Origin of the sequence: Photobacterium indicum (assembly GCF_003026215.1) — a bacterium.
GTDB lineage: Bacteria > Pseudomonadota > Gammaproteobacteria > Enterobacterales > Vibrionaceae > Photobacterium > Photobacterium indicum.
The window spans coordinates 660,057-682,759 of sequence record NZ_PYOC01000001.1; the positions used below are offsets into that span (position 1 = coordinate 660,057).

At 41.4% G+C, this 22,703-nt stretch carries 19 protein-coding genes; 7 read left to right on the forward strand and 12 right to left on the reverse strand.

The genetic code is table 11. The features are described 5' to 3' along the window. Positions 1 to 97 precede the first annotated feature (97 nt). The 3 genes from C9J47_RS02840 to C9J47_RS02850 all read left to right on the forward strand — a co-directional run bounded on the left by C9J47_RS02840 (position 98) and on the right by C9J47_RS02850 (position 2,602). A complete protein-coding gene (locus C9J47_RS02840) occupies positions 98 to 841 on the forward strand; it encodes a helix-turn-helix transcriptional regulator (protein ID WP_107252154.1) in 744 nt (247 codons plus the stop codon). A gap of 69 nt (positions 842 to 910) precedes the next feature. Next, a complete protein-coding gene (locus tag C9J47_RS02845; RefSeq protein ID WP_107252155.1) occupies positions 911 to 1,645 on the forward strand; it encodes a transglutaminase-like domain-containing protein in 735 nt (244 codons plus the stop codon). Between the two features lie 102 nt (positions 1,646 to 1,747). After that, positions 1,748 to 2,602 carry a dienelactone hydrolase family protein gene (locus tag C9J47_RS02850; protein WP_107252156.1) on the forward strand — a complete coding sequence of 285 codons (855 nt, stop codon included), beginning with the start codon at positions 1,748 to 1,750 and terminating at the stop codon, positions 2,600 to 2,602. Positions 2,603 to 2,659: 57 nt separating this feature from the next. On the opposite strand, the gene C9J47_RS02855 is transcribed toward C9J47_RS02850, so the two are convergent. Continuing rightward, positions 2,660 to 3,118, reverse strand: a complete 459-nt coding sequence (locus tag C9J47_RS02855) for an ASCH domain-containing protein (protein WP_107252157.1) — start codon at positions 3,116 to 3,118, stop codon at positions 2,660 to 2,662. Between the two features lie 395 nt (positions 3,119 to 3,513). On the opposite strand from C9J47_RS02855, the gene C9J47_RS02860 reads away from it, so the two are divergent. Beyond that, a complete protein-coding gene (locus tag C9J47_RS02860; RefSeq protein WP_006230488.1) occupies positions 3,514 to 3,705 on the forward strand; it encodes a hypothetical protein in 192 nt (63 codons plus the stop codon). A 351-nt stretch (positions 3,706 to 4,056) separates the two neighbouring features. After that, a complete protein-coding gene (locus C9J47_RS02865; RefSeq protein ID WP_107252158.1) occupies positions 4,057 to 4,434 on the forward strand; it encodes a hypothetical protein in 378 nt (125 codons plus the stop codon). Between the two features lie 217 nt (positions 4,435 to 4,651). On the opposite strand, the gene nagB is transcribed toward C9J47_RS02865, so the two are convergent. The 4 genes from nagB to C9J47_RS02890 all read right to left on the reverse strand — a co-directional run bounded on the left by nagB (position 4,652) and on the right by C9J47_RS02890 (position 9,517). Continuing rightward, positions 4,652 to 5,452 carry a glucosamine-6-phosphate deaminase gene (gene nagB, locus C9J47_RS02875; RefSeq protein WP_107252159.1) on the reverse strand — a complete coding sequence of 267 codons (801 nt, stop codon included), beginning with the start codon at positions 5,450 to 5,452 and terminating at the stop codon, positions 4,652 to 4,654. Positions 5,453 to 5,691: 239 nt separating this feature from the next. Then, entirely contained in the window at positions 5,692 to 6,222 is a 531-nt protein-coding gene (locus C9J47_RS02880; RefSeq protein ID WP_107252160.1) for an MltR family transcriptional regulator, read from the reverse strand. Between the two features lie 105 nt (positions 6,223 to 6,327). Beyond that, complete coding sequence (locus C9J47_RS02885; protein ID WP_170107418.1) at positions 6,328 to 7,473, reverse strand: mannitol-1-phosphate 5-dehydrogenase; 1,146 nt, start codon at positions 7,471 to 7,473, stop codon at positions 6,328 to 6,330. A gap of 91 nt (positions 7,474 to 7,564) precedes the next feature. After that, entirely contained in the window at positions 7,565 to 9,517 is a 1,953-nt protein-coding gene (locus C9J47_RS02890; protein WP_107252162.1) for a PTS mannitol transporter subunit IICBA, read from the reverse strand. Positions 9,518 to 10,199: 682 nt separating this feature from the next. Between C9J47_RS02890 and C9J47_RS02895 the strand changes: the two genes are divergently transcribed. Then, complete coding sequence (locus C9J47_RS02895) at positions 10,200 to 12,572, forward strand: Lon protease family protein (RefSeq protein ID WP_107252163.1); 2,373 nt, start codon at positions 10,200 to 10,202, stop codon at positions 12,570 to 12,572. A 267-nt stretch (positions 12,573 to 12,839) separates the two neighbouring features. Continuing rightward, positions 12,840 to 14,516 (forward strand): methyl-accepting chemotaxis protein, encoded by a 1,677-nt coding sequence (locus C9J47_RS02900; protein ID WP_107252164.1) that lies wholly within the window; start codon positions 12,840 to 12,842, stop codon positions 14,514 to 14,516. An 88-nt stretch (positions 14,517 to 14,604) separates the two neighbouring features. Here the strand turns inward: C9J47_RS02900 and yddG are convergent, their stop codons facing one another. The 7 genes from yddG to fbpC all read right to left on the reverse strand — a co-directional run bounded on the left by yddG (position 14,605) and on the right by fbpC (position 22,700). Then, positions 14,605 to 15,492 (reverse strand): aromatic amino acid DMT transporter YddG, encoded by an 888-nt coding sequence (yddG, locus tag C9J47_RS02905; RefSeq protein WP_107252165.1) that lies wholly within the window; start codon positions 15,490 to 15,492, stop codon positions 14,605 to 14,607. Positions 15,493 to 15,678: 186 nt separating this feature from the next. Next, positions 15,679 to 16,386, reverse strand: coding sequence for an ABC transporter ATP-binding protein (locus C9J47_RS02910; protein WP_107252166.1), 708 nt, complete (start codon positions 16,384 to 16,386; stop codon positions 15,679 to 15,681). 6 nt (positions 16,387 to 16,392) lie between these two features. After that, positions 16,393 to 17,673, reverse strand: a complete 1,281-nt coding sequence (locus C9J47_RS02915; RefSeq protein WP_107252167.1) for an ABC transporter permease — start codon at positions 17,671 to 17,673, stop codon at positions 16,393 to 16,395. Position 17,674: 1 nt separating this feature from the next. Beyond that, positions 17,675 to 18,892, reverse strand: a complete 1,218-nt coding sequence (locus tag C9J47_RS02920) for an ABC transporter permease (protein WP_107252168.1) — start codon at positions 18,890 to 18,892, stop codon at positions 17,675 to 17,677. Beyond that, entirely contained in the window at positions 18,889 to 20,226 is a 1,338-nt protein-coding gene (locus C9J47_RS02925; protein ID WP_107252169.1) for a TolC family protein, read from the reverse strand. The genes C9J47_RS02920 and C9J47_RS02925 overlap by 4 nt, the downstream gene beginning before the upstream one ends. Further along, entirely contained in the window at positions 20,219 to 21,358 is a 1,140-nt protein-coding gene (locus tag C9J47_RS02930) for an efflux RND transporter periplasmic adaptor subunit (protein ID WP_107252170.1), read from the reverse strand. The genes C9J47_RS02925 and C9J47_RS02930 overlap by 8 nt, the downstream gene beginning before the upstream one ends. Before the next feature lie 286 nt (positions 21,359 to 21,644). After that, complete coding sequence (gene fbpC / locus C9J47_RS02935) at positions 21,645 to 22,700, reverse strand: ferric ABC transporter ATP-binding protein (protein ID WP_107252171.1); 1,056 nt, start codon at positions 22,698 to 22,700, stop codon at positions 21,645 to 21,647. Between the last annotated feature and the right edge of the window lie 3 nt (positions 22,701 to 22,703).

Genomic DNA, 22,703 nt, shown 5'->3' on the forward strand with positions numbered 1-22,703 from the left:
TTATGGCTCTGAAAGGAATAAGATAATAGTACAATCAAACTAGATAACTACAGTCGAATATTTGAATAACATAAAGTTTTTAGAGAAACGAGAAGTGATGAAGTCTAATGTTTGGTTCAAAGCAGGTATAGTTGTCATATATGGTTCATCTATAGATGCTTCCCCTCATCGTCACCATACGATTCAACTGGCGTGGCCTAGAAATGGCTATGGCTGCAAACTAGATAATAATGAAATATCGACACCAGTAATTATCGATTCTAACGTCGAGCACCAGCTACAAATTGATGAGGGTTGGATCTTGTTGGTCGAGCCCACTAGCGAATTAGGGGGGGAGCTATCTAAGAAATTGGCAGGGCAACCTTCAAAAGTATTTAAAGTACCTTTACCCACTATTAAACATACAGAATACATTGATGATTTAACTGTACTACTTTCCCCTTTATTTGACAGTTTAGCGCTTTCAAATCAATTTCCTCTCATAAATGAAAGTCAGATTGCAGATCATCGCATTAAAAAGTTATTACATGAACTCAACCAATGCTTAGATGGGAAATGCCTTAAACCTAGCAATTGGCGGGCGTCTGATGTTGCTCAAAAACTTGCTCTATCGGAGAGCCGCTTTCTTCACTTATTTAGCCAAGAGCTGGGCATTCCTTGGCGACCATATTTGCTATGGTGCCGAATGATGTGTGCTGTAAGAGCAATATTAAACGGAGAGTCTGCGACAGATGCTGCTCACCTGGCAGGCTTTTCTGATAGTGCGCATTTAAGCCGTACTTTTCGAAAAACATTTGGAATGACCATTCGGCAAGCAAACGCTATTTTTAAAAAAAGTTAGCCAGTTTATTCAATTTTTAGCTCGGCTCATTGGTTACTCTTTTCACATATTCGATGAAAGGAGTTACCCATGAGTGAATTATCAAAAGATTGTCGACAAGAAACGTCAATGCTGGATTTCATGCACCCGTATATTCAAAACTTGGTTGAGAGAAGAGAGTGGAAAAAACTGTCGGAATTCGCTGCTATTGGTGCAATTTATAACTATGTAAGAGATGAGGTTCGTTTCGGTTATAACAAAGATGACCGTTTGGCAGCTAGCCAAGTATTAAAAGATGGTTACGGGCAATGTAATACTAAAGGAACGTTATTAATGGCGCTGCTCCGTGCTGTAGGTATTGCTACTCGTTTTCACGGTTTTACTATTTATAATGAGTTACAGCGAGGGGCAATCCCGAACTACCTTTTTAAGGTCGCTCCAGCTCGCATCATTCATAGCTGGGTGGAAGTTTATCACGATGGGCGTTGGATTAACTTGGAAGGGTATATCTTAGATAAAGATTACTTAAAGCAAGTTCAAAAGCAATTTGCCGAACAAAGTGATTCGTTTTCAGGCTACGCAATTGCAACCAAATGCTTGTCTAATCCTGAGGTTGATTGGAAAGGGAAAGATACCTATATACAGAGTGAAGGGATTGCTGATGACTTTGGCGTATTCACTCAGCCAGAAGACTTCTATTCAGTACATGGTAGTAATTTGTCGGGTATAAAAAAAGTGATATTTCGATGTGTACTCCGCCACTTAATGAATTTAAATGTAAATAAGATTCGTACAAACGGAATTTCAAATAAAAAGGTAACTTAAATAGACTCAAAAAATAATTCAAACATGATTGTTGGTCACAAACTGCGTAAACATAGATAGTTAGTATTTTAAAAGCAATACTTTACCTGTGTGGAAGCTAAAATGGCGGCTATTAAAAATGTCTTTATTGTAGGAGCAGTTTGCTTAACTATTGCTAATAGCGCATTAGCAAATAACGTTGGACAGAGCGTCCAGATACCAATGAAAGATGAAGGTTTATTATGGAATAGCAACATTAACTTGGAAGCTACCTTGTATAAGCCTGAGGGGGAAGGCCCTTTTCCAACAGTCATTTTTAATCACGGGTCAACTGGCCCTAATGTTATCCCAGAGGATCATACAATTAATCCTTGGGGGTTTGGAGAATACCTAGTCAACAAGAATATTGCTCTGTTAATTCCAATGCGAAGAGGTAGAGGCCAATCAGAAGGAAGTTACAAAGAACGTTACACCTGTGATCCTAAAGGGATTGAAGAAGGCTTAGACTATGCAATGCAATCGTTAGATGCATCATATGATTATCTATTGAATCAGCCGTGGGTAGATAAAGAAAAGGTATTGTTAACGGGAAACTCTAGAGGAGGTATTCTTTCTTTAGCTTATGCCTCAGAACATCCCGACGCCTTTTCAGGTGTTATAAATTTTTCGGGGGGATGGGTCGACGATAGCTGTAATAACAACAATACCTCCATGAATATTCCGATATTTGAAAATGCAGGAAGTACGTTTAAAGCACCAGCCTTGTTTATTTATGGCCGCAGTGACTCTTATTATTCTGACACAACAATTGAGTCGTTCGCTAGATCGTATGAAAAGTCAGGAGGTAACGTAGACTTTAAATTCTATCAACTAGGTAAGAACGTATCAGGACATGATGTGTTCTACAAGTATGGGCACTTATGGTCATATGTAGTTGATCAATATCTTACTGATATTCAGTTCGATGTTCGCCCGTAGGGATGTGCATTAACAAAGTGATTATAAGTCAGCCAATTAAGGCTGACTCATTTTTACTTATTGATGAACCACATGGAATTGTTCTAAAACAAGTACCATATTTTCATTTGGCTCAATATCTAACTCAATGCACTCTTTAGCGAAGAAATCCCAATGGGCTTTGCGCCACCATTCAAGTGAACGGTCACCTTCTGCATAAGCAAATTCTGCCGTTACTTCACTGTATTTACACTTTTCAACTGAGTCGATTTCGACAATACAAATTGGCTTTCCATTCCAATCAACGACAACCAGTAAATGACCAACAGTTGGCATTGGTTCTTGATCTGATTCATACCAAGAATTAAGGCTGCAAGTTGCTGTCTTTTGACCGATTCGAATTAATTCAGCGCATAAATTGGCATTATGCTCATCAGCACAGAAATAATCCGAACTGAATGATTGATACTTTTTACGCTCAGATTCACTTAGAGAGCTAAGGTATGTGTCTAGGTAGATTTGAGACTGTTCTTCCATGAAATCCTCTTACTAATTTTTTCAATATAACGCCGTCATAACACGTTTATTACCATGACGATAAAAACAAACTTACCACCTAATTTACTGAAACAAAAGTAAACTAAGTCTGCTTTTTAACGATATACAGCCTTGGACGACGGCTGGGTGAAGTATGCATAATCATTCAGTAGTTGCGGTTTGAATCACGCAATGATTTAAGCAGAAAGATTGACTTGATCCTATAATGGTTGTGTAGATTGTAACCACATGAAAAATCAGTATAAATCATGTGCTACAGTTTGATGTATAGGTACATGTTATGTTTCACGTTAGTGCTTCCATGATACTTAATTGATCAGCTGGCTGAGTAAAATCAGATCGCTTCTCAATTATGTATTGCTGGAGATAGGCACATGGAAATACTTGAAAAAGCTAAAGCGTTATTTACCCAACCGTTAAGCTTGGATGGGTTGCGTAAGCTTGATCGGTTAGAACGCCAAGCAACAGGGAAGGAGAGAATGTATATCGGTTTACTATGGGATGCAGCATATGCAGCGGTTGACCCAATTGTTTTGCAACAGGCACGTGTAGAAGGTTTGCTGTAAAAAGAAAATGGCTATTAGGCTGATAAAACTAACCGTTATCGAATGTTGGTAACGGTTAGAATCCCACCATAATCATACCCTCATGTTAAATAATGAAGTGCGCTGATTTATTAGATTAGAGTCAATCAAAGTAAGATCGCGTGCAGCTTCAGGTACGCACAGTTAAAAGTATGAACCGCAGTATAGTATTTTCTATTGTTTTCAATAGCTGAAAATTTGGCTTTGACGTATTACAACGATAGGGAATCCGTAGTGAACAAAACACTTTTTGAAATGGCCACTGAAAAAGGCAATGTACTAGGTGTTGCTTCTACTGCGCGTCTAATTCATGTTATGTAGCAGGGAGAATACATGAGACAGCAATACCATTTTAGAAACCCATCAGAAGGTTTGATGTCATGGGATGTCTTCCGTCTTATTGAGTTATCGAAAGGGCTGCAAGTAATAAATGTTCCGCTAACTGATATTCAAGAGCTTGATGAAGAATTTTGGTATGACTTGGGTGGAGCGAGGCCGATATGCCGAAATGTGTTAGAACATGCTGACTTAATTAATAAGGCAGACTTAAGCTATCCAATCATCATGTGCAGAGAAGGTAGAATAATGGACGGAATGCACAGAGTCTGTAAAGCCTTGCTCACTGGTGCATCTACAATCAAAGCTGTTCGGTTTTCCGAGTATATCCAACCTGATTTTATTGGCATCGAACCGGATAAACTACCGTACTAAACACAACTACTATAAAAACATCAAGTTGACGCGTTTTACTCCGCAGTTTTGGTATGGAGTTGAGTGTGTTTGGTTTATATCGACAGTTTCGAGAAAGTGATTACCGATAGACGTTTTCCTATCAGTAGTACTCAAGATCTTTCTGAGCGGGGACTTGAGGTTGTAACGGTATAAAAAAAGCCGCATCATGCGGCTTTTTTATTGTAGAAAATAAAGCTTATAAGCCTTTGATATTCTCAGCTTCTAGCTCTTTAAAGTACTTCACTGTTTTCACTTTAAGCTCTTGTTGTGCTGCTTCGTCTGCCACCATAACCGCTTTAGTGTGAAGTTGAAGCGCAGATACCGTCCACATGTGGTTTACGCTACCTTCAATTGCTGCTTGAAGAGCAAGTGATTTATTATGACCCTGAATTAGAATCATCACTTCTTCAGCATCTAATAGTGTTGCAACACCAATAGTCAGCGCGTACTTAGGCACTTGTGTCATGTCGCCACCGAAGAAGCGAGAGTTTGCAATACGAGTATCTTCAGTCAGTGTTTTAATACGTGTACGAGAAGATAGAGATGATGCAGGTTCATTAAATGCGATGTGACCATCGTTGCCTACGCCACCCATGAATAAGTTGATTTTACCGTAAGACTTAATCTTATCTTCGTATTCTTTACAGTGACCATCGATGTCATCAGTTTGGCCATCTAATAGGTTGATGTTTTCTTCTTTAATATCAACGTGATTGAAGAAATTAGTGTGCATGAATGTGCGGTACGATTCTGGGTGGTTTGGGTCAATGCCTACGTATTCGTCCATGTTGAATGTTACAACATTTTCAAAGCTGACTTCGCCTGCTTTGTGCAGTTCGATTAATGCTTTATAAGTCGATAGAGGTGTGCTGCCTGTAGGTAAACCCAGCACAAAAGGGCGATCTGCTGTTGGATTAAAATCATTGATACGCTTAACGATATGACGAGCAGCCCATGCGCCAACTTGAGCAGCATTGCTTAATGGAATTAATCTCACTTTGATACCTCTATAAACAGAATTATTAAATTTCAAATCATTATTTGCATTGTAAAATAAGTTTCGAATCAGTGCCAATGATTTAAAACAAAAAAGCGATCTTATTGTGAGGTTTTCACATTTTAGACTCACAAACGGTAACGGTTTACGCTTAATTATATGCGCTTAAGGCTTTAGCGGTAGGGGGCAAGGGTATGAAAGAGGGTGCTATTCGGAAAAACCATCCATGGAGTTCAGAATCAAAATGGACTATCACGACCAAGTTCATTACAGATGCCAGCAATTGCAAGAGCAAGCGCCGACTTGATGATCTGCTCTTGACGAGCTAACTGCATTTGATAAAAAATAAGGTCGACATCGTCACCTGGCGAGGCGATTTCAAGTTGTACCACTCCCATATTTTGTACCGCATGCATTTTTTTGATGGGTTGTAATATTTTGGGGTCAGTAAAACAGTAATCGCTACCATCGCTGTTAAGAAAATCACGCAGTTTAAGAAAAGCATCGATATCTTGGTAAATGTTGTGTGAAACAACACCTAAACCCAGCAATAGCTTAAGGCGAACCGTTATTTCACCTAAGGGGCCAGAGTTATCCAGTAAAGGACCGACCACAGACTTAACTGCGAAATCGTCTTTACGAAATATACGCTGGATTAAGCTATCGACAGCTTCTTCAAATACTTCGACAGAAGTGATAATGAAACCGCGCACATTAGATGTATCACTTAATCGTTCAAGGATGTCTGACTCTTGGTCACTTTGTGCCATAACCTGTGTATTCTCTTTCGTAACAGGGAAGGGCAGTTATTGCCCTTCCAAGTCTTTCCACATTTGGATTTTGAGTGAATTTATTCACTTAATCACGATGAGTAATCAGCTCAATTGTAGAAAAATAGTTTCAATAGTCTTCGCTTCCTTGCTGTCAGCGTCGATACCTGTGTAATGCGCCAATGTTGGGCGAAGGCCTTTCTCTTTTAACGAAGTTTGTAGCTCGACGGCCTGTGGATCTGATTCATTGGTGTACATAAATGCAGCAGCAATACCTTTAAGTAAGGTTTTGTTTTCTGTTCCGTATTCAATTGTACCTAGTAATGGTTTGATTAATCTATCATTTTTTCCTAGTTTACGAATTGGCTGACGACCAACACGGTCAATTTCGTCTCGTAAATAAGGATTTGCGAAGCGACCTAGAATTTTTTCAATGTAGGCATTGTGCACTTCACGGTCAAAACCATAACGTTTAATTAATACTTCACCACTTTCTTGCATCGCGGCTTTAACTTGCTCGCGAATCTCATTATCTTCAATGGCATCACGTACGGTTTCATGACCTTTTAGTGCGCCTAGGTAAGCTGTCATAATATGGCCAGTGTTAAGAGTAAATAATTTACGCTCAACGAATGCCATCAAATTGTCAGTCATTTCCATCCCTTCAATTACAGGGATATCACCTTTGAATTGCTGCTTATCAACGATCCACTCGCTGAAGCTTTCAACGGTAACCTCTAGTGGGTCATTCGCTGCTTCTGAAGGTGGAACGATACGGTCTACTGCAGAATCAACGAAGCCAACTAACGCGTCTGCACGAGCGTGATATTGCTCATCAAGGTGTGTATATACTTCATTTTTTAGGTGTGTTGTACCACGTACCATGTTCTCACAAGCAATGATGTTTAATGATTTCTCATTGTTTGCCTCAAAGCGCTGTGTAAGACCTGTTGCGATTGTTTTCGCAATGATATCAAGTACGTTAGGTCCAACAGCCGTAGTCACTAAATCTGTGTACACAATACGGTCGATAACGTCTTGGCTTGCTGAGTTAACAGCTGTTACGTGGGTGACTGTGTCGACTTGGCATTGGCTGCCAACTACTTTTACTTTATAAGATTGATCATGACTTAATTGATCAACAAGTGGTTTATCAACGTCTGCAAATGTAACTGCTACATTTGCATCTGAAAGTAATTTACCAATAAAACCACGACCGATATTACCTGCGCCAAAATGAACTGCTTTCATAATCTATACCTACCAATAACTAATTTTAAAAAGTAATTTAAGAATGGGGTGAGGCTAGACTGGGCATCTAACCTCGGGTTCACTCAGCGTATTAAGCGGCTTTTTGGCCAGCAAGAATACTTAGCACTTCGTTGACATCTGTAGTGCTAGTTAGACGCTCGATAGCATCTGGATCGTCGAGTGCATTGGTGATGGTAGTTATGACTTGAATGTGTTCATCGTTCTTCGCTGCAATACCAATTACCAGCTTTGCTAGGTCGTCTTCATCATCGCTGAATAGAACACCTGCAGGGTACTGACAAATTACGATACCGGTTTTGATTACACGGTCTTTTGCTTCAACAGTACCGTGTGGAACCGCGATAGATTCACCTAGGTATGTTGATACGAGTTTTTCACGGTCGAACATTGCGTCTACGTAGTCTGGTTCTGCATAACCCATTTTAACCAGTTGCTCGCCAGCATATTTTATCGCTTGTTCTTTTGTGGTTGCAGTACATCCAAGGTGAATATTCTCAGCTTGAATTTGGAATACTTGCTTCTCTTGTGGCTCAAAACTATCTTCGTTTGCCGCAACAGGTGATACTTTTACTATTGCTGAGTCGTTTGCTGCGTCAGGGCTGTTTGCTGCCACAATGCTCGTTACTAAATCGTTGTAGATTTGGCTGTCTAGGAAGTTTGTTAGCGAAATGTGTTTTGCATTCGCTGCATGTTTACGAGCACGGTCTGTTAAATCTTTATGAGTAATCACGATATCTACCTCTTGCGGCAAGCTATTAATGGCACTGTTCGTTACGCTAATGTTGAGTCCAGCATCTTGAACCTTCTTACGCAGCAGGCTTGCACCCATTGCACTCGATCCCATGCCGGCATCGCAAGCAACAATGATGTTGCGTACGTTAGCCATATTAATATTGCTTTTATCTTCAGCTGTTACTTCTGCCGAATTGCCTTTAGAGCCTGCTTTCATACCCTTCATTTTCGAAGTTGCAGAAGCAAGAGTTGTATCGTCGTCTTCATCTGTTGTGTTTTGAGTTTTCATTAGCAGTGCAGCAACAGAGAATGAAACCGCTGTTGAAGCGATTACTGAAAGAATCACACCCACAAATGATGCTTTAGGTGTCATCAATAAGATGGCAAATATTGAACCAGGAGAGGCTGGTGAAACAATGCCCGCGTTGAATAATGTAAGTGTGAATACACCCGTCATACCGCCAGCAATTACCGCTAGAATCAAACGTGGATTCATCAGGATGTACGGGAAGTAAATCTCGTGAATACCACCGAAGAAGTGGATGATAGATGCGCCACCAGCAGTTTGTTTCGCCGTACCGCGACCGAAAACTGTGTAAGCAAGCAGAACACCAAGACCTGGCCCCGGGTTCGCTTCAATCAAGAAGAAGATTGATTGGCCAGTTTCACTAGCTTGTTGAATACCTAACGGCGAGAAGATACCGTGGTTAATCGCGTTGTTTAGGAATAGGATTTTTGCTGGTTCAACAAAGATTGACGTTAAAGGTAATAAACCTGCTTCTACAAGGAAGTTAACACCGCCAGCCAAGCCACCTGATAGTACCTTTACAAATGGACCAATCATGTAGAACGCGATAATTGCGCAGATCATGCCCACAATACCGGCAGAGAAGTTGTTTACTAACATCTCGAAACCGCTTTTTACTTTACCGTCGACCCAGTTATCGAACTTCTTGATTGCCCAGCCGCCCATAGGGCCGACCATCATAGCACCCATAAACATTGGGATATCAGTACCGACGATAACACCAATTGTAGTAATGGCACCGACAACCGCACCACGGTCACCGCCCACTAATTTACCACCGGTATAACCGATTAGAAGCGGTAACAAATACGTAATCATAGGGCCAACAAGTTTCGCTAATTCTTCGTTTGGAAACCAGCCTGTTGGAATGAATAAAGCAGTGATAAAGCCCCATGCGATGAACGCACCGATATTAGGCATTACCATATTCGATAAGAAGCGACCAAAATTTTGTACCTTGATCTTTGCATCTGGTGATATCATTAGGATTCCCCGTTTGATGTTCTATTTTTATATTCTGTTGTAAGTAACGGTTCGCCAAAACCGTCGATTGCTTAGTACCCAATTAATTTACCATAGATATTGAAATTAGAACTGATAACGGGTTTTTTGTGACTTGGGTCTAATTAATATTGTGGTCTACCAATTTATAGTGTGATAGCTATCACAACCACCCTTTGTAAGTGAGTTACATTGCTTTTGTTTTTAAAATGTCAATTAAATACTTAGGCTTTAGGTCTCATTTGCAAGTATTTTCATTTCTAACTCTTAGTGATACCGATCACACTTGTGTTATTTTCCTTTTAAATAGTAGATGTGTTTAGTGATGCAGATCGCTTTCCATATTTAATTCACATCATGAAATTATTGGAGAAATTTTAGCTGTTATATTTTGTTGCAAAATTACATATGCAATCACATGTGAACTATCGTTGATTTACTCGGTTTTCTGATCCGTTTTAGTATAAAGCTCCCCTCTTTGATTTCTGCTTTTCCTCCATTCTGTTTAATGGATATGACTTTTATTGCTAAGTGTATTGTTTATTAAGTAAGCGATAAGCATGAAATCACATATATTCAAGTAATTAAACGTTAGTTAAGTCACTAAAATATAATAATTTCCTGACTACACTAGAGTGATAACTGTCATATAAGAGGGACGCATATGCCAATTAAACCCCTAAGCAGTGACAAGCTGTATCGAGTATCTGAATTAAATGGGTTGGATGCGGATTGCAAATCGACGAAGCATTTAACACCATTAGATGAAATTGTGGGCCAAGAAAGGGCGCAGCAGGCGGTTGAGTTTGCTATGTCGATTAAAGAGAAAGGCTATAACATCTATGCGATAGGTCGAAATGGCCTAGGTAAACGTACGATGGTGATGCGTTATCTAAATCGTCATGAGCCGAATGATAAAGAAAGTAGCCTATATGATTGGTGTTATGTGGTTAACTTTGAGGAAACCCGTAGCCCGAAGGTTCTGAGGTTACCTGCAGGTACTGGAACTCAATTTAAAAAAGACATTGAAAAACTCATGCAACGTTTAGTCAAAGGCATGCCACTCGCTTTTGATAATGAAATGTATTATTCCCGAGCTGAAACGCTTAAAAATCAGCTGGCTGAAAAGCAAGAGGGTGCTCTCGCTAATTTAACGAAGCAGGCTAAAGAAAAGAGTATCAGCCTATCGCTAACCACGCAGGGTGATTATCAATTAGTTGCTATGAATGGTGAAGAGTTACACACCGAAGAAACGTTTGATCAATTAACTGAAGAAGAAAGAAACCAGTTTGACGAGAATATCAATCAGTTTGAAGCGAAATTGCGTGGCATTGTTCGTCAGCTAACAGAGTGGGAAGAAAACTATACCGATAAGCAGCAGAAGCTGAACGAAGAAATAGCTTCTGAAGTTATCGTGCATTCGATCAAAGAATTAAAAGACAAGTACCAACGTCACTCAGAGGTTAAGCACCATTTAGTGGCATTGGAAAAAGATATTCTTGAGAATTTGGATATCTTTTTAGAGGAAAACGAAGAGCAAGTCGCATTAGCCTACGCTGCATTAGACAAGAAAATGCCACGCCGCTATCAAGTGAATGTGCTCGTCAGTCAAGATGACAATAAATTTCCGATCGTGGTTGAAGAAAATCCAAATTATCACGCTATTTTTGGTTATGTTGAAAATGCGACTTTTAAAGGTACCGTGTTTACTGATTTCTCATTGATCCGCTCCGGTAGTTTGCATCGTGCAAATGGTGGCGTGTTAATGATGGATGCGGTGAAAGTGCTTGAGCGTCCGTATGTATGGGATGGCTTGAAGCGTGCACTTCGTTCTCGTAAATTGAATTTAAGTTCACTAGAACGTGAAGTAACACTTTCTGGCACAATTTCTCTGGATCCCGAACCGATACCGTTAGACGTAAAAATCATCTTGTTTGGTGATTACCAGACATATCAGTTGCTACAGCATTATGATCCAGAATTTAGTGAACTGTTTCGTGTGACGGCTGATTTTGAAGATGAGATGGTGCGTACCGATGAATCGGAAGAGCACTATGCGCGCTTTATTTCTAGCATTGTTCACGATAACAATATGTTGCATTGCGACCGCAAAGCGATTGCACGTGTGATTGAATACAGTTCTCGCCGGGCTGATGATCAGAATAAATTATCTCTGCATTCCGCCGATATTGCGAACTTACTCCGTGAAACCAATTATTGTGCGCGATCGTCGAATGCCACGATGATCCGAACGCATCACGTTGAACAAGCACTACAGAATCAAGAAAAGCGCGTGAGTCGTTTAAAAGATCACGTCATGCACAGTTTCGTTACGGGTACTACGTTGCTTGATACTGAAGGTGCGTCTGTTGGGCAAGTTAATGCATTGGCCGTTATAGCGACGTCAGACTATCAGTTTGGGTCACCTAATCGAATTACGGCGACCACTGCATTTGGCGAAGGCGATGTTTTCGACATTGAACGTAAAGTTGAATTAGGGGGAAGTATTCACTCAAAAGGGGTGATGATCCTATCTGCTTACTTATCATCAGTGTTTGGTAGAACATCTAAAATCCCATTAACTACGCATTTAACGTTTGAGCAGTCGTACGGTGGCGTTGATGGCGATAGTGCTTCAATGGCTGAATTGTGTGCCATTGTTTCTGCGTTTTCTCAACAACCGATTCGTCAAGATGTGGCGATTACCGGTTCAATGAACCAGTTTGGTGATGCGCAGCCAATTGGAGGCGTTAATGAGAAAATCGAAGGCTTCTTTGATGTGTGTGCAATTAAAGGGCGCAAACCAACTCAAGGGGTAATTATCCCAGCATCGAACGCGCATAATTTGATGTTACGTAAGGATATTGTTGAGGCAGTAGAAAAAGGTAGTTTCCAGATATGGGCAATTAGCCATGTTAAAGAAGCAATCGAAATTCTTATGGGAATGAAAACCGGCATGCTAACAGAGCATGGTAATTATGATCTTGACTCTATCTTTGGCATTGCACAGATAAAGCTGAATGGGTTACGAAAGTAGTTGATATATACCGTTAAAGACGTGAGTGGCTGCATGGTATTTATATACCATGCAGCTTTTTTTGTTTAATTGTCCTCAAGAAAATCGCCCTTCTGGTGAGACTTTGAGGTTGCTTGGGTTTATACAGTAGGCTTTGCTTCCGAATAATGATCTCACCGTCTTTCCACAATATTTGATTTCGATCAAATAGCCCCCAGAATTGAAAGCAATGCAATTGGTTGCTCCTATACTTATTGCATAATACCGAATGGTAACTTGAGTGGGTGAATGATGATTGCACGTAGCCATGGATCGGAACACGCAGCAGAGGTCCGTAAATATTCTATTTTTTCTTTAACGATTAAAGGTAAGTTCACATTCTTCTTTCTGACGTTGGTTATTCTCGTTAGCTCATTGGCTGTACTTTCTATATTCAATTTAAGATTGATTAACCAAAATTGGAATAGCTACCAGGTTGAGATAGTATCCCGACAAACTCATTTACAAGCAATGAAAGCACATTTTGGCTATGGTGGAATGATCCATAATTTTAAGAATTATGTACTACGAGGGGATGATAAGTACTTACCCCGAGTAGAGAATAATTATCAGCAGCTATCAACTCAAACTACTGCTTACCGTAATTTGTCTCAACTCAGTGCGGAGGAGCAAAAAGCGCTAGAGCTCATATTCTCAGTTGCTACCGCCTACCGTGATGCTGCTCAACAGGCTGCCAATATGTACAGTAATGGCTACAATACACACGACATTGATGCAGCTGTGAAAATTAATGATGCTCCGGCGCTGAAGGCTCTTGATGTCTTAAATCAGGCTTACTTGAATTTAACAAAAAGTATGAGTAAACAACTTAATGAACAGCTCTCGCTATCAAGGTATGCGCTATTAGTTGGGGCGGCACTTATTCTATTATTCGTGAGTGGCAGTTTGTTGTTGCTATACACCAATGTGGTGGGACGTATTCAGTTGTTGGCATCTGTAAGTAAAGAGCTGGTTAACGGGGATGGGGACTTAACTCGCCGAGTTGATATGAAAGGTAACGATGAGCTTAGTGATGTTGCCAGTAGCGTGAATCAATTTTTACAACAAGTACACCATGTGGTGAGTGAAGTCGTAGTAACGTCTAAAGAATTACAGCATGATGCTAATGTGTTGTCAGAGGCGAATCAGAGAGCAGCGGAGAGTGTTTCTCAGCAGCAGGCTGAAATTGAACAGGTTGCGACAGCAATTAATCAGTTTGCGGCCACTGTACAAGAGGTCGCCACTAGTGCCGAAGCAGCATCGATATCGGCACAGGAAGCAACTAAACTAACAATGGATGGTCAGCATGCGGTTACGACGAGTGCTGAGGGAATTCATAGTTTAGTTTCGCATCTGAATCAGGCGCAAGAGACAATTAATAGTGTTGAGTCAGGCGGTGAGGAGATTGGTACGGTACTTGATGTAATTCGTGGTATAGCGGAGCAGACGAATTTATTAGCTTTGAATGCGGCGATAGAAGCGGCAAGAGCGGGTGAGCAAGGTCGGGGTTTTTCAGTTGTGGCTGACGAGGTCCGAAATTTAGCGACACGGACTCAAACGTCAACTGCTGAAATCGATACGATGATCAGTGAGCTACAACTCAGTAGCCGCAGCGCTGTCACTGTTATGCATACCGGACATAATGAAGCGCTACAAAATGTGCAGTTATCAGATCAAGCTACTAACGCCTTGAACCAGATAGCAACGGCTGTTATACAAATATCTGCAGCCAACGAGCAAATCGCAGCGGCGGCGGAACAACAGCATGTCGTGTCTGAAGAAATAAATAGAAACATTCATAATATTAGTCAGTTAGCTGATGGCTCATCAGATTTGGCGCAACAAAATACGTGCGCCAGCCAGCAGTTGCAACAATTAAGCGGAAAATTAGGGCAACTCGTTGCTCAGTTTAAAGTTGCGAATTGACGGACTATCCCCAAGTTGTCTCAAGATGCTCGTTTCAGCAAAACTCGCTGAGATCACTCTGAATCCTGCATCTTGAGTTTATAGGCTGCTATCTTTTATCTTTACTGAACCACCAACACAGAAGTGAAGAGATCGTTACCATTGCCACACCTTGCCAAAAACGCGTTGTTAATGAAATATCTAGAATCCATGCGGATAAGAACGTCGAAAATATTGGCGTAAAGTATGATAGCGTAGCTAATAGCATCATGTTTCCCCCAATGATGCCGATATTCCACAAGGCGTAACCACTGCCCATTACAATGCCTGCCAATAATAAATCAATCACAGATTGTGTTGTAAATACCAATGCCCCTTCATCACTGAAGAAGTACTTGATCCATAACGCGATAGCCGTCGAGATAAAGAACCACGCAATGGCATTTTTCCCATTCGAAAGGTGCTTGGTAACATTGCAATATATTGCCCATAAGAATGCACCAATTAACGCCATTGAATAACTTGCAGGGTTACTTGCTACATTGCCAACCAAGCGTTCAAGGGAAAGGCCCTGATCACCGCTCATTGTCCATGCTACGCCAAAGAATGACAGTAAAATGGATGGGTAGATAACAACATTGACTTTCTTTTTGCTGGCAAGAACGGCTAACAGCACCGTTAAAGAGGGCCATAAATAGTTAACAATACTGACTTCAATAGCTTGAAGACGATTATTGGCCATCCCCAAAGCTAAAGATAAGCAGATCTCATAACTTACAAATAAACCACCGCCAATCAATAGATAACGAGTAGAGAATGAAGGCAAGCGTGGCGCCCCTAATGTCACAATCAAAAACAGCGAACTCACGCTATAAATCATCGCTGCGCCACCAATCGGGCCAAGTTGTTCTGCTACATTTCGGAGCAAGCCCACCGTTAAGCTCCACAGCACAATGGCTGCACATCCGGCGAGGGTGAATTTGTAGGAATTGGTCAAATATAACCTCTAGTAATACAGCAAGATAGAGGATGATTAGATCATGATGTAGAAGGTAGGGCAAGGGGATAAATATTGTATTTTAGCTAAATACAATAAAGCACCAATCATCCTTGTTTTTATTAGAGTAACAAGGAGGTAAGGTGCTTTATATCTTAAGGCGATTATATGGTGCGTAAATCCTGCTTAGTTAAGCTTTTCATCATTCACTACTTTTCCATCTTTAATGCTAAGAATACGCTTAGTACGTCGTGCTAAGGCGTTATCGTGAGTCACAATAATTAAGGTACAGCCATCTTGGTGTAGTTCATTAAAGAGCATTTCAATCTCGGCGCCTGATTTTGAATCCAAAGCTCCTGTTGGTTCATCTGCTAGTATAATTTGCGGATCATTTACGAGGGCACGAGCGATAGCAACCCGTTGTTTTTGTCCACCAGAAAGCTGGTTAGGCTTGTGGTTCATACGGTCGCCTAATCCTACGCGTTTTAATAGTTCTGCGGCTTTGGCTCGGCGTGTTTTAGTATTTACGCCAGCATATACCAGGGGTAGCGCCACATTTTCTAATGCAGTGGCGTATTCCAGTAAATTAAAACTTTGGAATACGAAACCAATCTTACTGTTACGAATAGCGGAAAGCTGCGTGCTGCTTAGGGCCGATACATCGTTGTTGTCTAATTGATAATTACCCGAAGTCGGTTTATCTAAACATCCGAGTACATTCATCAGGGTCGACTTCCCCGATCCTGATGGGCCGAGAATTGATAAGAATTCACCTTTATTAATGGTTAGGTCTACACCATCGAGTGCGTAAACCTTTTCATCCCCATTTTTATACTGCTTGCTAATGCTACTCAGCTGAACGAGAGGCTTGGTGTGTGTCGAAATAGGGTTCATGAATGCTTACTCACTTTGCAATGCTTCTAATGGTGTAATGCTGGCTGCGTGACGAGTGGGAAACCATGCTGCTGCGATACCCACAATACTTAATGCCAAGATAACAAGGCTAACGATAGTGAATGATAATTCAGGGGTTGGCTGCCCGAGGTAATCATAGAGTCCATTACCTTGAATGGGGATATTTTGCAGTAGGTTGACCAAGCCGTATGTCAGTCCTAGCCCAATCAGACCACCGACAGCGATCGTGATAAAGGCTTGAGCCAAATAATGTAGCTTGATGTCGTTAGGTGTTGCCCCAACCGCCATTCTTACCCCGATATCACGGGTTGCTCGTTTTACGGTGGCGTACATCACGTTGGCTATGCCAATACCAGCAACCGCTAATGTAACGAGCCCAATAATGCCCAAAAAGCTTTGCAAGCCGATTAAGAATTGGCGCATGGTTTTTTGCCTTAATAACATGTCTTGTGTCTGAACAAGCTGTTCATCATCCATGCTAGCGCCATATTTTCGGGCAATAACTTGTTTTGCCATGGTGGCGACTTTTTCACGATCTACGCCTTGAACTGGTTTAATATTGATTGCACCAATGGGTGAATTAGCATTAAAGCGCGACCATGTTGTAAAAGGGACGAAAATAGCAAAATCAATCGGTGTACCATTTTCTATATTGGAAGTGTTAGGTTTTAGCACCCCAATCACCATGAAGTTTTCTTCGCCGACCTTCACCTGTTTTCCGACAGGGGAGGCTGATAAATCGGGGATGTTATCCCAATCGAAGTCATCATCTTCATTGAATAGACTGACTGCTGCATTGTGACCGATAACAATGACTTTACGTTGCTCTTTCATGTCCAAAGGGTTGAACCAACGACCGCCAGAGGCGATTTCTAAACCCGTCAATGCTTGGTATTGAGGATAAACGGCTAAGGGTTGCTGCCATGTACCGTTATCGTTATACCTAACATCTTCTGTCCATGTGGCACTTGGCTCTGCGTATTCAATCGAAGGTAGTGCGCGTAATACATCTATATCATCCGGTTTAAGCTTGAGCTGTTTCCCTTTTGAAAATTGACCATAATCTTTCGTCGCAAAACCACCCGTTAACATGATCAGATTACCGTTACCATTGCTGGTGGTGCGAATAAGCCCTTGGCGCAAACCTTCACCAATGGCGAGCATAGATGCGATAGAAACTGTTGCCCACACAATGGCTAGAATCGTTAGCCCTAGGCGCATTTTCTCTGCGGTCATTTCATGTATTATTTGTCGTAATGGCAACATACTATGCCCTCGCACTTAACGCGATAACAGGCGTAAGGTTCGATGCACGGCGTGCCGGAAAGAAAGAGGCTAATAGCGCTAAAATAGCGGTAACAAACAATGCCATCATGATAGCATCTAGGGTCATTGTCGGGCTGCCAAGCCATTCTGGTAATCCTATCTGATTCATGAGTGCAACTACCCCATAAGAGATGCTAACGCCGAGTACGGTGCCCATTGCCACTAAGATGCCGCCTTCAAGTAGAAATTGCACCAGAATATTATTGGGTGTAGCACCAATAGCCAGCCTTACGCCGATTTCACGTGTACGCTCGGTAACAGATAAAAACATGATATTCGCGACGCCTAAGGCACCAACCGCTAAGGTCATTGCCCCACTTGCCCCAAGAAACATTTGAATACCACGTAGCAAAGCGGTAAAAAACTTCGCGTCTTGGCTAAAGTCGGGTAACCAAACCGCTCGTTTATCTGTTGGGTCAAAATGTTTTTGGTTAGCAAAGAATGACAATAGGTTTTGGCGAAGAATAACGCCTGAAATACCTTCCGCTGGCGTTACCATAATTTGACTGGGTTTATCGTTCCATAGATCAGAGAAAGTAGTATTGGGAATGATCACTTGATTATCTTCACGCCCCATTGAAATACCTCCTTCACTTTGTTGAGTAATGCCAGAGACTAAGAAAGGGATGCCACTAACCCTTAACTTGTCACCCAGGGCTAGATTACCTTGTTTTGCCAACTGCCAACCGATGATGGCAATGCGGTTATGGTTGTTAAGGTCACTCTGGTTGATGTTACGCGACCCTAGTACGAGTTTGACTTTACGCATATCAACATAGTGATTATCAACACCACGCACATAACCGGGTAAAGTATGCCCAGTGATGTCTGTGACGCTGGCATCCCATTTCCGGTATAACACCGATACTGTTTTGATCGCAGATTGTTTTTCTAATAATCGGAATTCAGGTTCTGTGAGTGTGATCTCGCGCCGTGCAGGTAACCCTTGCCAAGGCTTGCTGGTCATTTCTGGCACGGCTAGCTGTGTGTCACTCATTAATAATGAAAATGACTTAGCGTTTACCTGATAAAAGCCTTCACCTAATGCCATTAGTACTAAGACAGAAACGATTCCCCATACAATCGCAATAATGGCAAGTAGACTGCGAAGCCGGTGGGCAAATAGCATCTGCACAATTTGCTGTAACATTGGCATCATGCTGCAAGCGCTCTTGATATTTGTTTGATTGTTTCATCATCCAGTTTCCCTACCGATTTCAATAACGACACGCGGTGCTGCCAGTATTGATAAAGCAATGATTGTAGGCTGTTTTTACTGATGAATAGATTATTATGCGCAGTTATAATATCGCTTGCATCTACTAAGCCTGCGTCATAAACGGTTTGCTTACTCTTTAAGGCTCTTTCACGTGATGCGACTTGCTGTTGGGCTATTTCGACGCGTTGCCAATCGAGCTGGATCTGATTAAATCGGCTCTGAATAGTTTGTTTTATATTGATTTCTACAATGCGTATATCTTGCTTGGCTTGGTTAAGCGTTAAACTTGAACGATCGACACTTGCACGTGTTGAGCCATTTAAATCGATAGGAATATTTAATTTAATGTTAGCACTTAAATCGTCACGGTTACGGCGGTCGTTATCGCTGTAATTAATAGAACCTGCAACGGTTGGGTAGTATCCGGATTTTGCTTGGTCATATTGGAATTGGTTAGCTTTCAATGTTTGTTGAGCAGCCAGTAATTCGGGACTGTTATTGCGAGCAAGTGCTAACCATTCTTTCTCGCTATTCACTTGCATTACAGGTTGTTTCAGCGATGTTGTACTTATTTCATTGATCGAGTTGGGTACTTGATTAATTAAAGCGGTTAACGCGGCTTGTAATGTATCGATATCAGATTGGTTTTGCAGTATTAACGCTTGTTCATCAACATGATTCGCTCGCATATCTTGTACTTCGGTAATCATGATACTGCCGGCAGCATAGCGTTGCTCAGTGATAGTGAGCATTTTTTGCCCTTCATCAAGTTTCTGCTGTGCTAAGCGTAAATCCCCATTCGCTTTCGCTAAATTGAGGTAAGCGGTGATCAACTTTTCGGCAAGGTCGTTGTGAGCTTGGCGCTCTTGTAGTTGTGAAGACACATAAAAAGCTTCTGAGGCATTTAAGCCCGACCACTTAGCACTGTCCCAAATGGTTTGGCTTAACCCCACTGAATAACCATTGGTGTTTTTGCCATCATCATTCCAACTTGAGGTTGCACTCGCGTTCAGGCCGGGCAGCAAATCGCTTCGGCTTGAACGAATATTCGTTTCACTAATTTGAGTATCAATTTGTGCTTTTTGGTAACTAGGGTCGAAGGCTTTAGAGGCTTCCCATGCTTGTTCAATTGTAATGGCATACGTGGGAGTTGCCATGCCAATGAGAAATACACCGCCTACAATTCGGTAAGACTTTTGTAAGAGTATCGCTACACGCTGTAACTGTTTATTTCTCGGTGTCGTACCAACAGTTGCTTGTATCAACTTAAGCATTGGGTGCTGCTCCCATCATGCTGAAATCAACAATTTCCTCGCCCTGTTTTAAACCAGAAAGTACTTCAACATTGATACCATCAGACAAGCCTAACTTCACTGGTGCGGTATGGAAGCCCTGTTCTGATTCATCAGGGATCAATACTTCAGGGTTATTATCTGTAAATTGTAAAGCGCGTTCTGGAATTGTCGTGATTTTGTCAGCTTTTTTGAGAGTAATTTGTGCGGTTGCAGAAAAACCAGAACGAATAGTTACGCCTTCTGGAAACTGAATTTTATTTACTTCAACTTGGAAGCCATTATCAAAACTGCGCTGTGCTGTTGTGGTTTCTTGCGCTGAATTTAGTTTTTCAGATTGCACTGCTACTTTGCTTAACACACCAGTAATTTCTATTTCTGGGTAAGGGGCTAATGTCATGGTAACGGGCATACCAACGTGTAATTGCGCTGCGTCATGTTCGCTTACACTACCTTTAAATATCATGTCGTCCATGTTGGCTAGCGACATCATCTGTGTGGCAGATTGATTTGATTCTGTTGAAATAATGGGTTCGCCAACTTCAACATTTAGACTCAATACCGTGCCAGTAATCGGTGCAACAATGGTCGAGGTCAGGATTGATTCACCCACCGATGATTCGCCACTGCGGATCAGGTCTAAGTTCTGCTGTTTTTGCTGTAGGTTGGCATTGTTTTGGCGTACATCGGCTTTTGCCTGAATATAGTCACCATAATTTTTGGGTATAACTTGATTTTTGACTAGGCGTTCAAGGTTTGCGAGCTTTTGTTTAGACGATTCCAATTGTGCCTGGCTCGACATCAGCTCTGTAATGGCTTGCGTTAGGCGCTGCGGTGTAGGGTTCGGACGTATTTTAATCAGCGGTGTTCCTGCTTCAACTTCTTCGCCAACATGATGAAAAATCTCGCCTACAATCCCTTCAATTTGGGATTTGATTTGAACGGAATGTGCAGGAACAATCTGCCCAACTGCGATTGCTTGTTTTTCGATTGTACCTATTTCAGCTGTGATCAGAGGCAGTGATAGTGTATCGCTATCTTTGGTGCTGAAGTAATATCCAGCACCTACCGTGATCGCTGTTGTAATAGCAGCCGCAATCCAGCGTTTTTTCATATAATTATCCGTTTAAAGGTGAGTATTTGTTTGGTTATTGGGATATCAGACTTTAGTGCCTGATTAAAGTTCACATCAATAATACATCGTACAATAATAACTGTCATGTATGAATGTAAAAAAATGATGTAATAGCATTATTGCTAAGTAAATGGTCAGAAACTTTAACCATCAAGGATGAGCAGATATTTGTCTCGATTGGTATTGAGGTAGCTTGTCTATAAGATGAATTACGCCCCAGATAGGGGCGCAGAATAATGTTGCCTTTTATCGTGTTAAAGAAAGCTTACGCATTAAAAGGCAATAAGAAGATTCCTGTAGGGTTAATCGTTAAATAAGCATGGTCAGATAAATTGGCATCAAATTGTGACGAGTTTAGTTGCAGCAATAATTCTTGATCATGCCATGTTACGGCAACTTCGTACATTGAGCCCATGTACACCACATTATTAACGATGCATTGTTGGCTGGCTTCGCCCTCGCTGGTTAATAAGATAGCTTCTGGCCTTATTCCTATTTGATAATCACCCTCAGATTTGCCTTGAACAACGTCTGGATCGGCTGGGATGCAATAGCCGTTGATGTTTAATTGTTCACCGTCAAAATGGCCCGTAAAAATATTCGCATCACCCATGAAGTTCGCCATGAACATTGATGAAGGTGTTTTATATAAATCATCCGGAGAGCCTTGCTGCATGATCTCGCCGTCTTTCATCACGATAACGGTATCAGATACAGCGAAAGCTTCTGTTTGATCATGCGTTACGTATAAAGAGGTAATATTGAAACGTTGCTGAAGATCGCGGATTGTCTCGCGCATACTACGGCGTAAATTTGCGTCAAGGTTACTTAACGGTTCATCAAATAACAGTACCTTAGGTTTTAGAACCAAAGCTCGCGCCAGCGCAATACGCTGTTGTTGACCACCAGAAATTTGGTCGACAAATCGATCACCCATACCTGATAAATCGACCAGTTTTAACGCATCATCAACGCGTTGTTTAATTTCTGCTGCGGGTAATTTCAGCATTTTTAAGCCGTAGCCCACATTGTCATATAATGATAAATGAGGAAATAAAGCATAAGACTGGAATACCATACAAATATCACGTTGCTGAATTGAGGTATTTGTTACGTCTTCACCATCAATGAATATTTGCCCGCTGGTGGGTTTCTCTAACCCTGCAACTAAGCGTAAAACCGTCGTTTTGCCACAACCAGATGGACCAAGTAGTGTGACTAAGCTGCCTTTTTTAATCTCAAGATCAAGGTTGCCAATAACAGTATTGTCACCAAAGCGTTTGCAGACATTTTTTAGAACTACAAAGTTGTCGTTTTCCATAAT

What these genes read in the sequence shown, in the direction of transcription:
- C9J47_RS02895 (WP_107252163.1), top strand. Translation starts at nt 10,200, where the DNA reads ATGCCAATTAAACCCCTAAGCAGTGACAAGCTGTATCGAGTATCTGAA.
- C9J47_RS02910 (WP_107252166.1), bottom strand. Translation starts at nt 16,386, where the DNA reads ATGAACCCTATTTCGACACACACCAAGCCTCTCGTTCAGCTGAGTAGC.
- C9J47_RS02900 (WP_107252164.1), top strand. Translation starts at nt 12,840, where the DNA reads ATGATGATTGCACGTAGCCATGGATCGGAACACGCAGCAGAGGTCCGT.
- C9J47_RS02890 (WP_107252162.1), bottom strand. Translation starts at nt 9,517, where the DNA reads ATGATATCACCAGATGCAAAGATCAAGGTACAAAATTTTGGTCGCTTC.
- C9J47_RS02925 (WP_107252169.1), bottom strand. Translation starts at nt 20,226, where the DNA reads ATGCTTAAGTTGATACAAGCAACTGTTGGTACGACACCGAGAAATAAA.
- C9J47_RS02865 (WP_107252158.1), top strand. Translation starts at nt 4,057, where the DNA reads ATGAGACAGCAATACCATTTTAGAAACCCATCAGAAGGTTTGATGTCA.
- C9J47_RS02920 (WP_107252168.1), bottom strand. Translation starts at nt 18,892, where the DNA reads ATGATGCCAATGTTACAGCAAATTGTGCAGATGCTATTTGCCCACCGG.
- C9J47_RS02860 (WP_006230488.1), top strand. Translation starts at nt 3,514, where the DNA reads ATGGAAATACTTGAAAAAGCTAAAGCGTTATTTACCCAACCGTTAAGC.
- C9J47_RS02885 (WP_170107418.1), bottom strand. Translation starts at nt 7,473, where the DNA reads ATGAAAGCAGTTCATTTTGGCGCAGGTAATATCGGTCGTGGTTTTATT.
- C9J47_RS02845 (WP_107252155.1), top strand. Translation starts at nt 911, where the DNA reads ATGAGTGAATTATCAAAAGATTGTCGACAAGAAACGTCAATGCTGGAT.
- C9J47_RS02850 (WP_107252156.1), top strand. Translation starts at nt 1,748, where the DNA reads ATGGCGGCTATTAAAAATGTCTTTATTGTAGGAGCAGTTTGCTTAACT.
- fbpC (WP_107252171.1), bottom strand. Translation starts at nt 22,700, where the DNA reads ATGGAAAACGACAACTTTGTAGTTCTAAAAAATGTCTGCAAACGCTTT.
- C9J47_RS02915 (WP_107252167.1), bottom strand. Translation starts at nt 17,673, where the DNA reads ATGTTGCCATTACGACAAATAATACATGAAATGACCGCAGAGAAAATG.
- C9J47_RS02855 (WP_107252157.1), bottom strand. Translation starts at nt 3,118, where the DNA reads ATGGAAGAACAGTCTCAAATCTACCTAGACACATACCTTAGCTCTCTA.
- C9J47_RS02880 (WP_107252160.1), bottom strand. Translation starts at nt 6,222, where the DNA reads ATGGCACAAAGTGACCAAGAGTCAGACATCCTTGAACGATTAAGTGAT.
- C9J47_RS02930 (WP_107252170.1), bottom strand. Translation starts at nt 21,358, where the DNA reads ATGAAAAAACGCTGGATTGCGGCTGCTATTACAACAGCGATCACGGTA.
- C9J47_RS02840 (WP_107252154.1), top strand. Translation starts at nt 98, where the DNA reads ATGAAGTCTAATGTTTGGTTCAAAGCAGGTATAGTTGTCATATATGGT.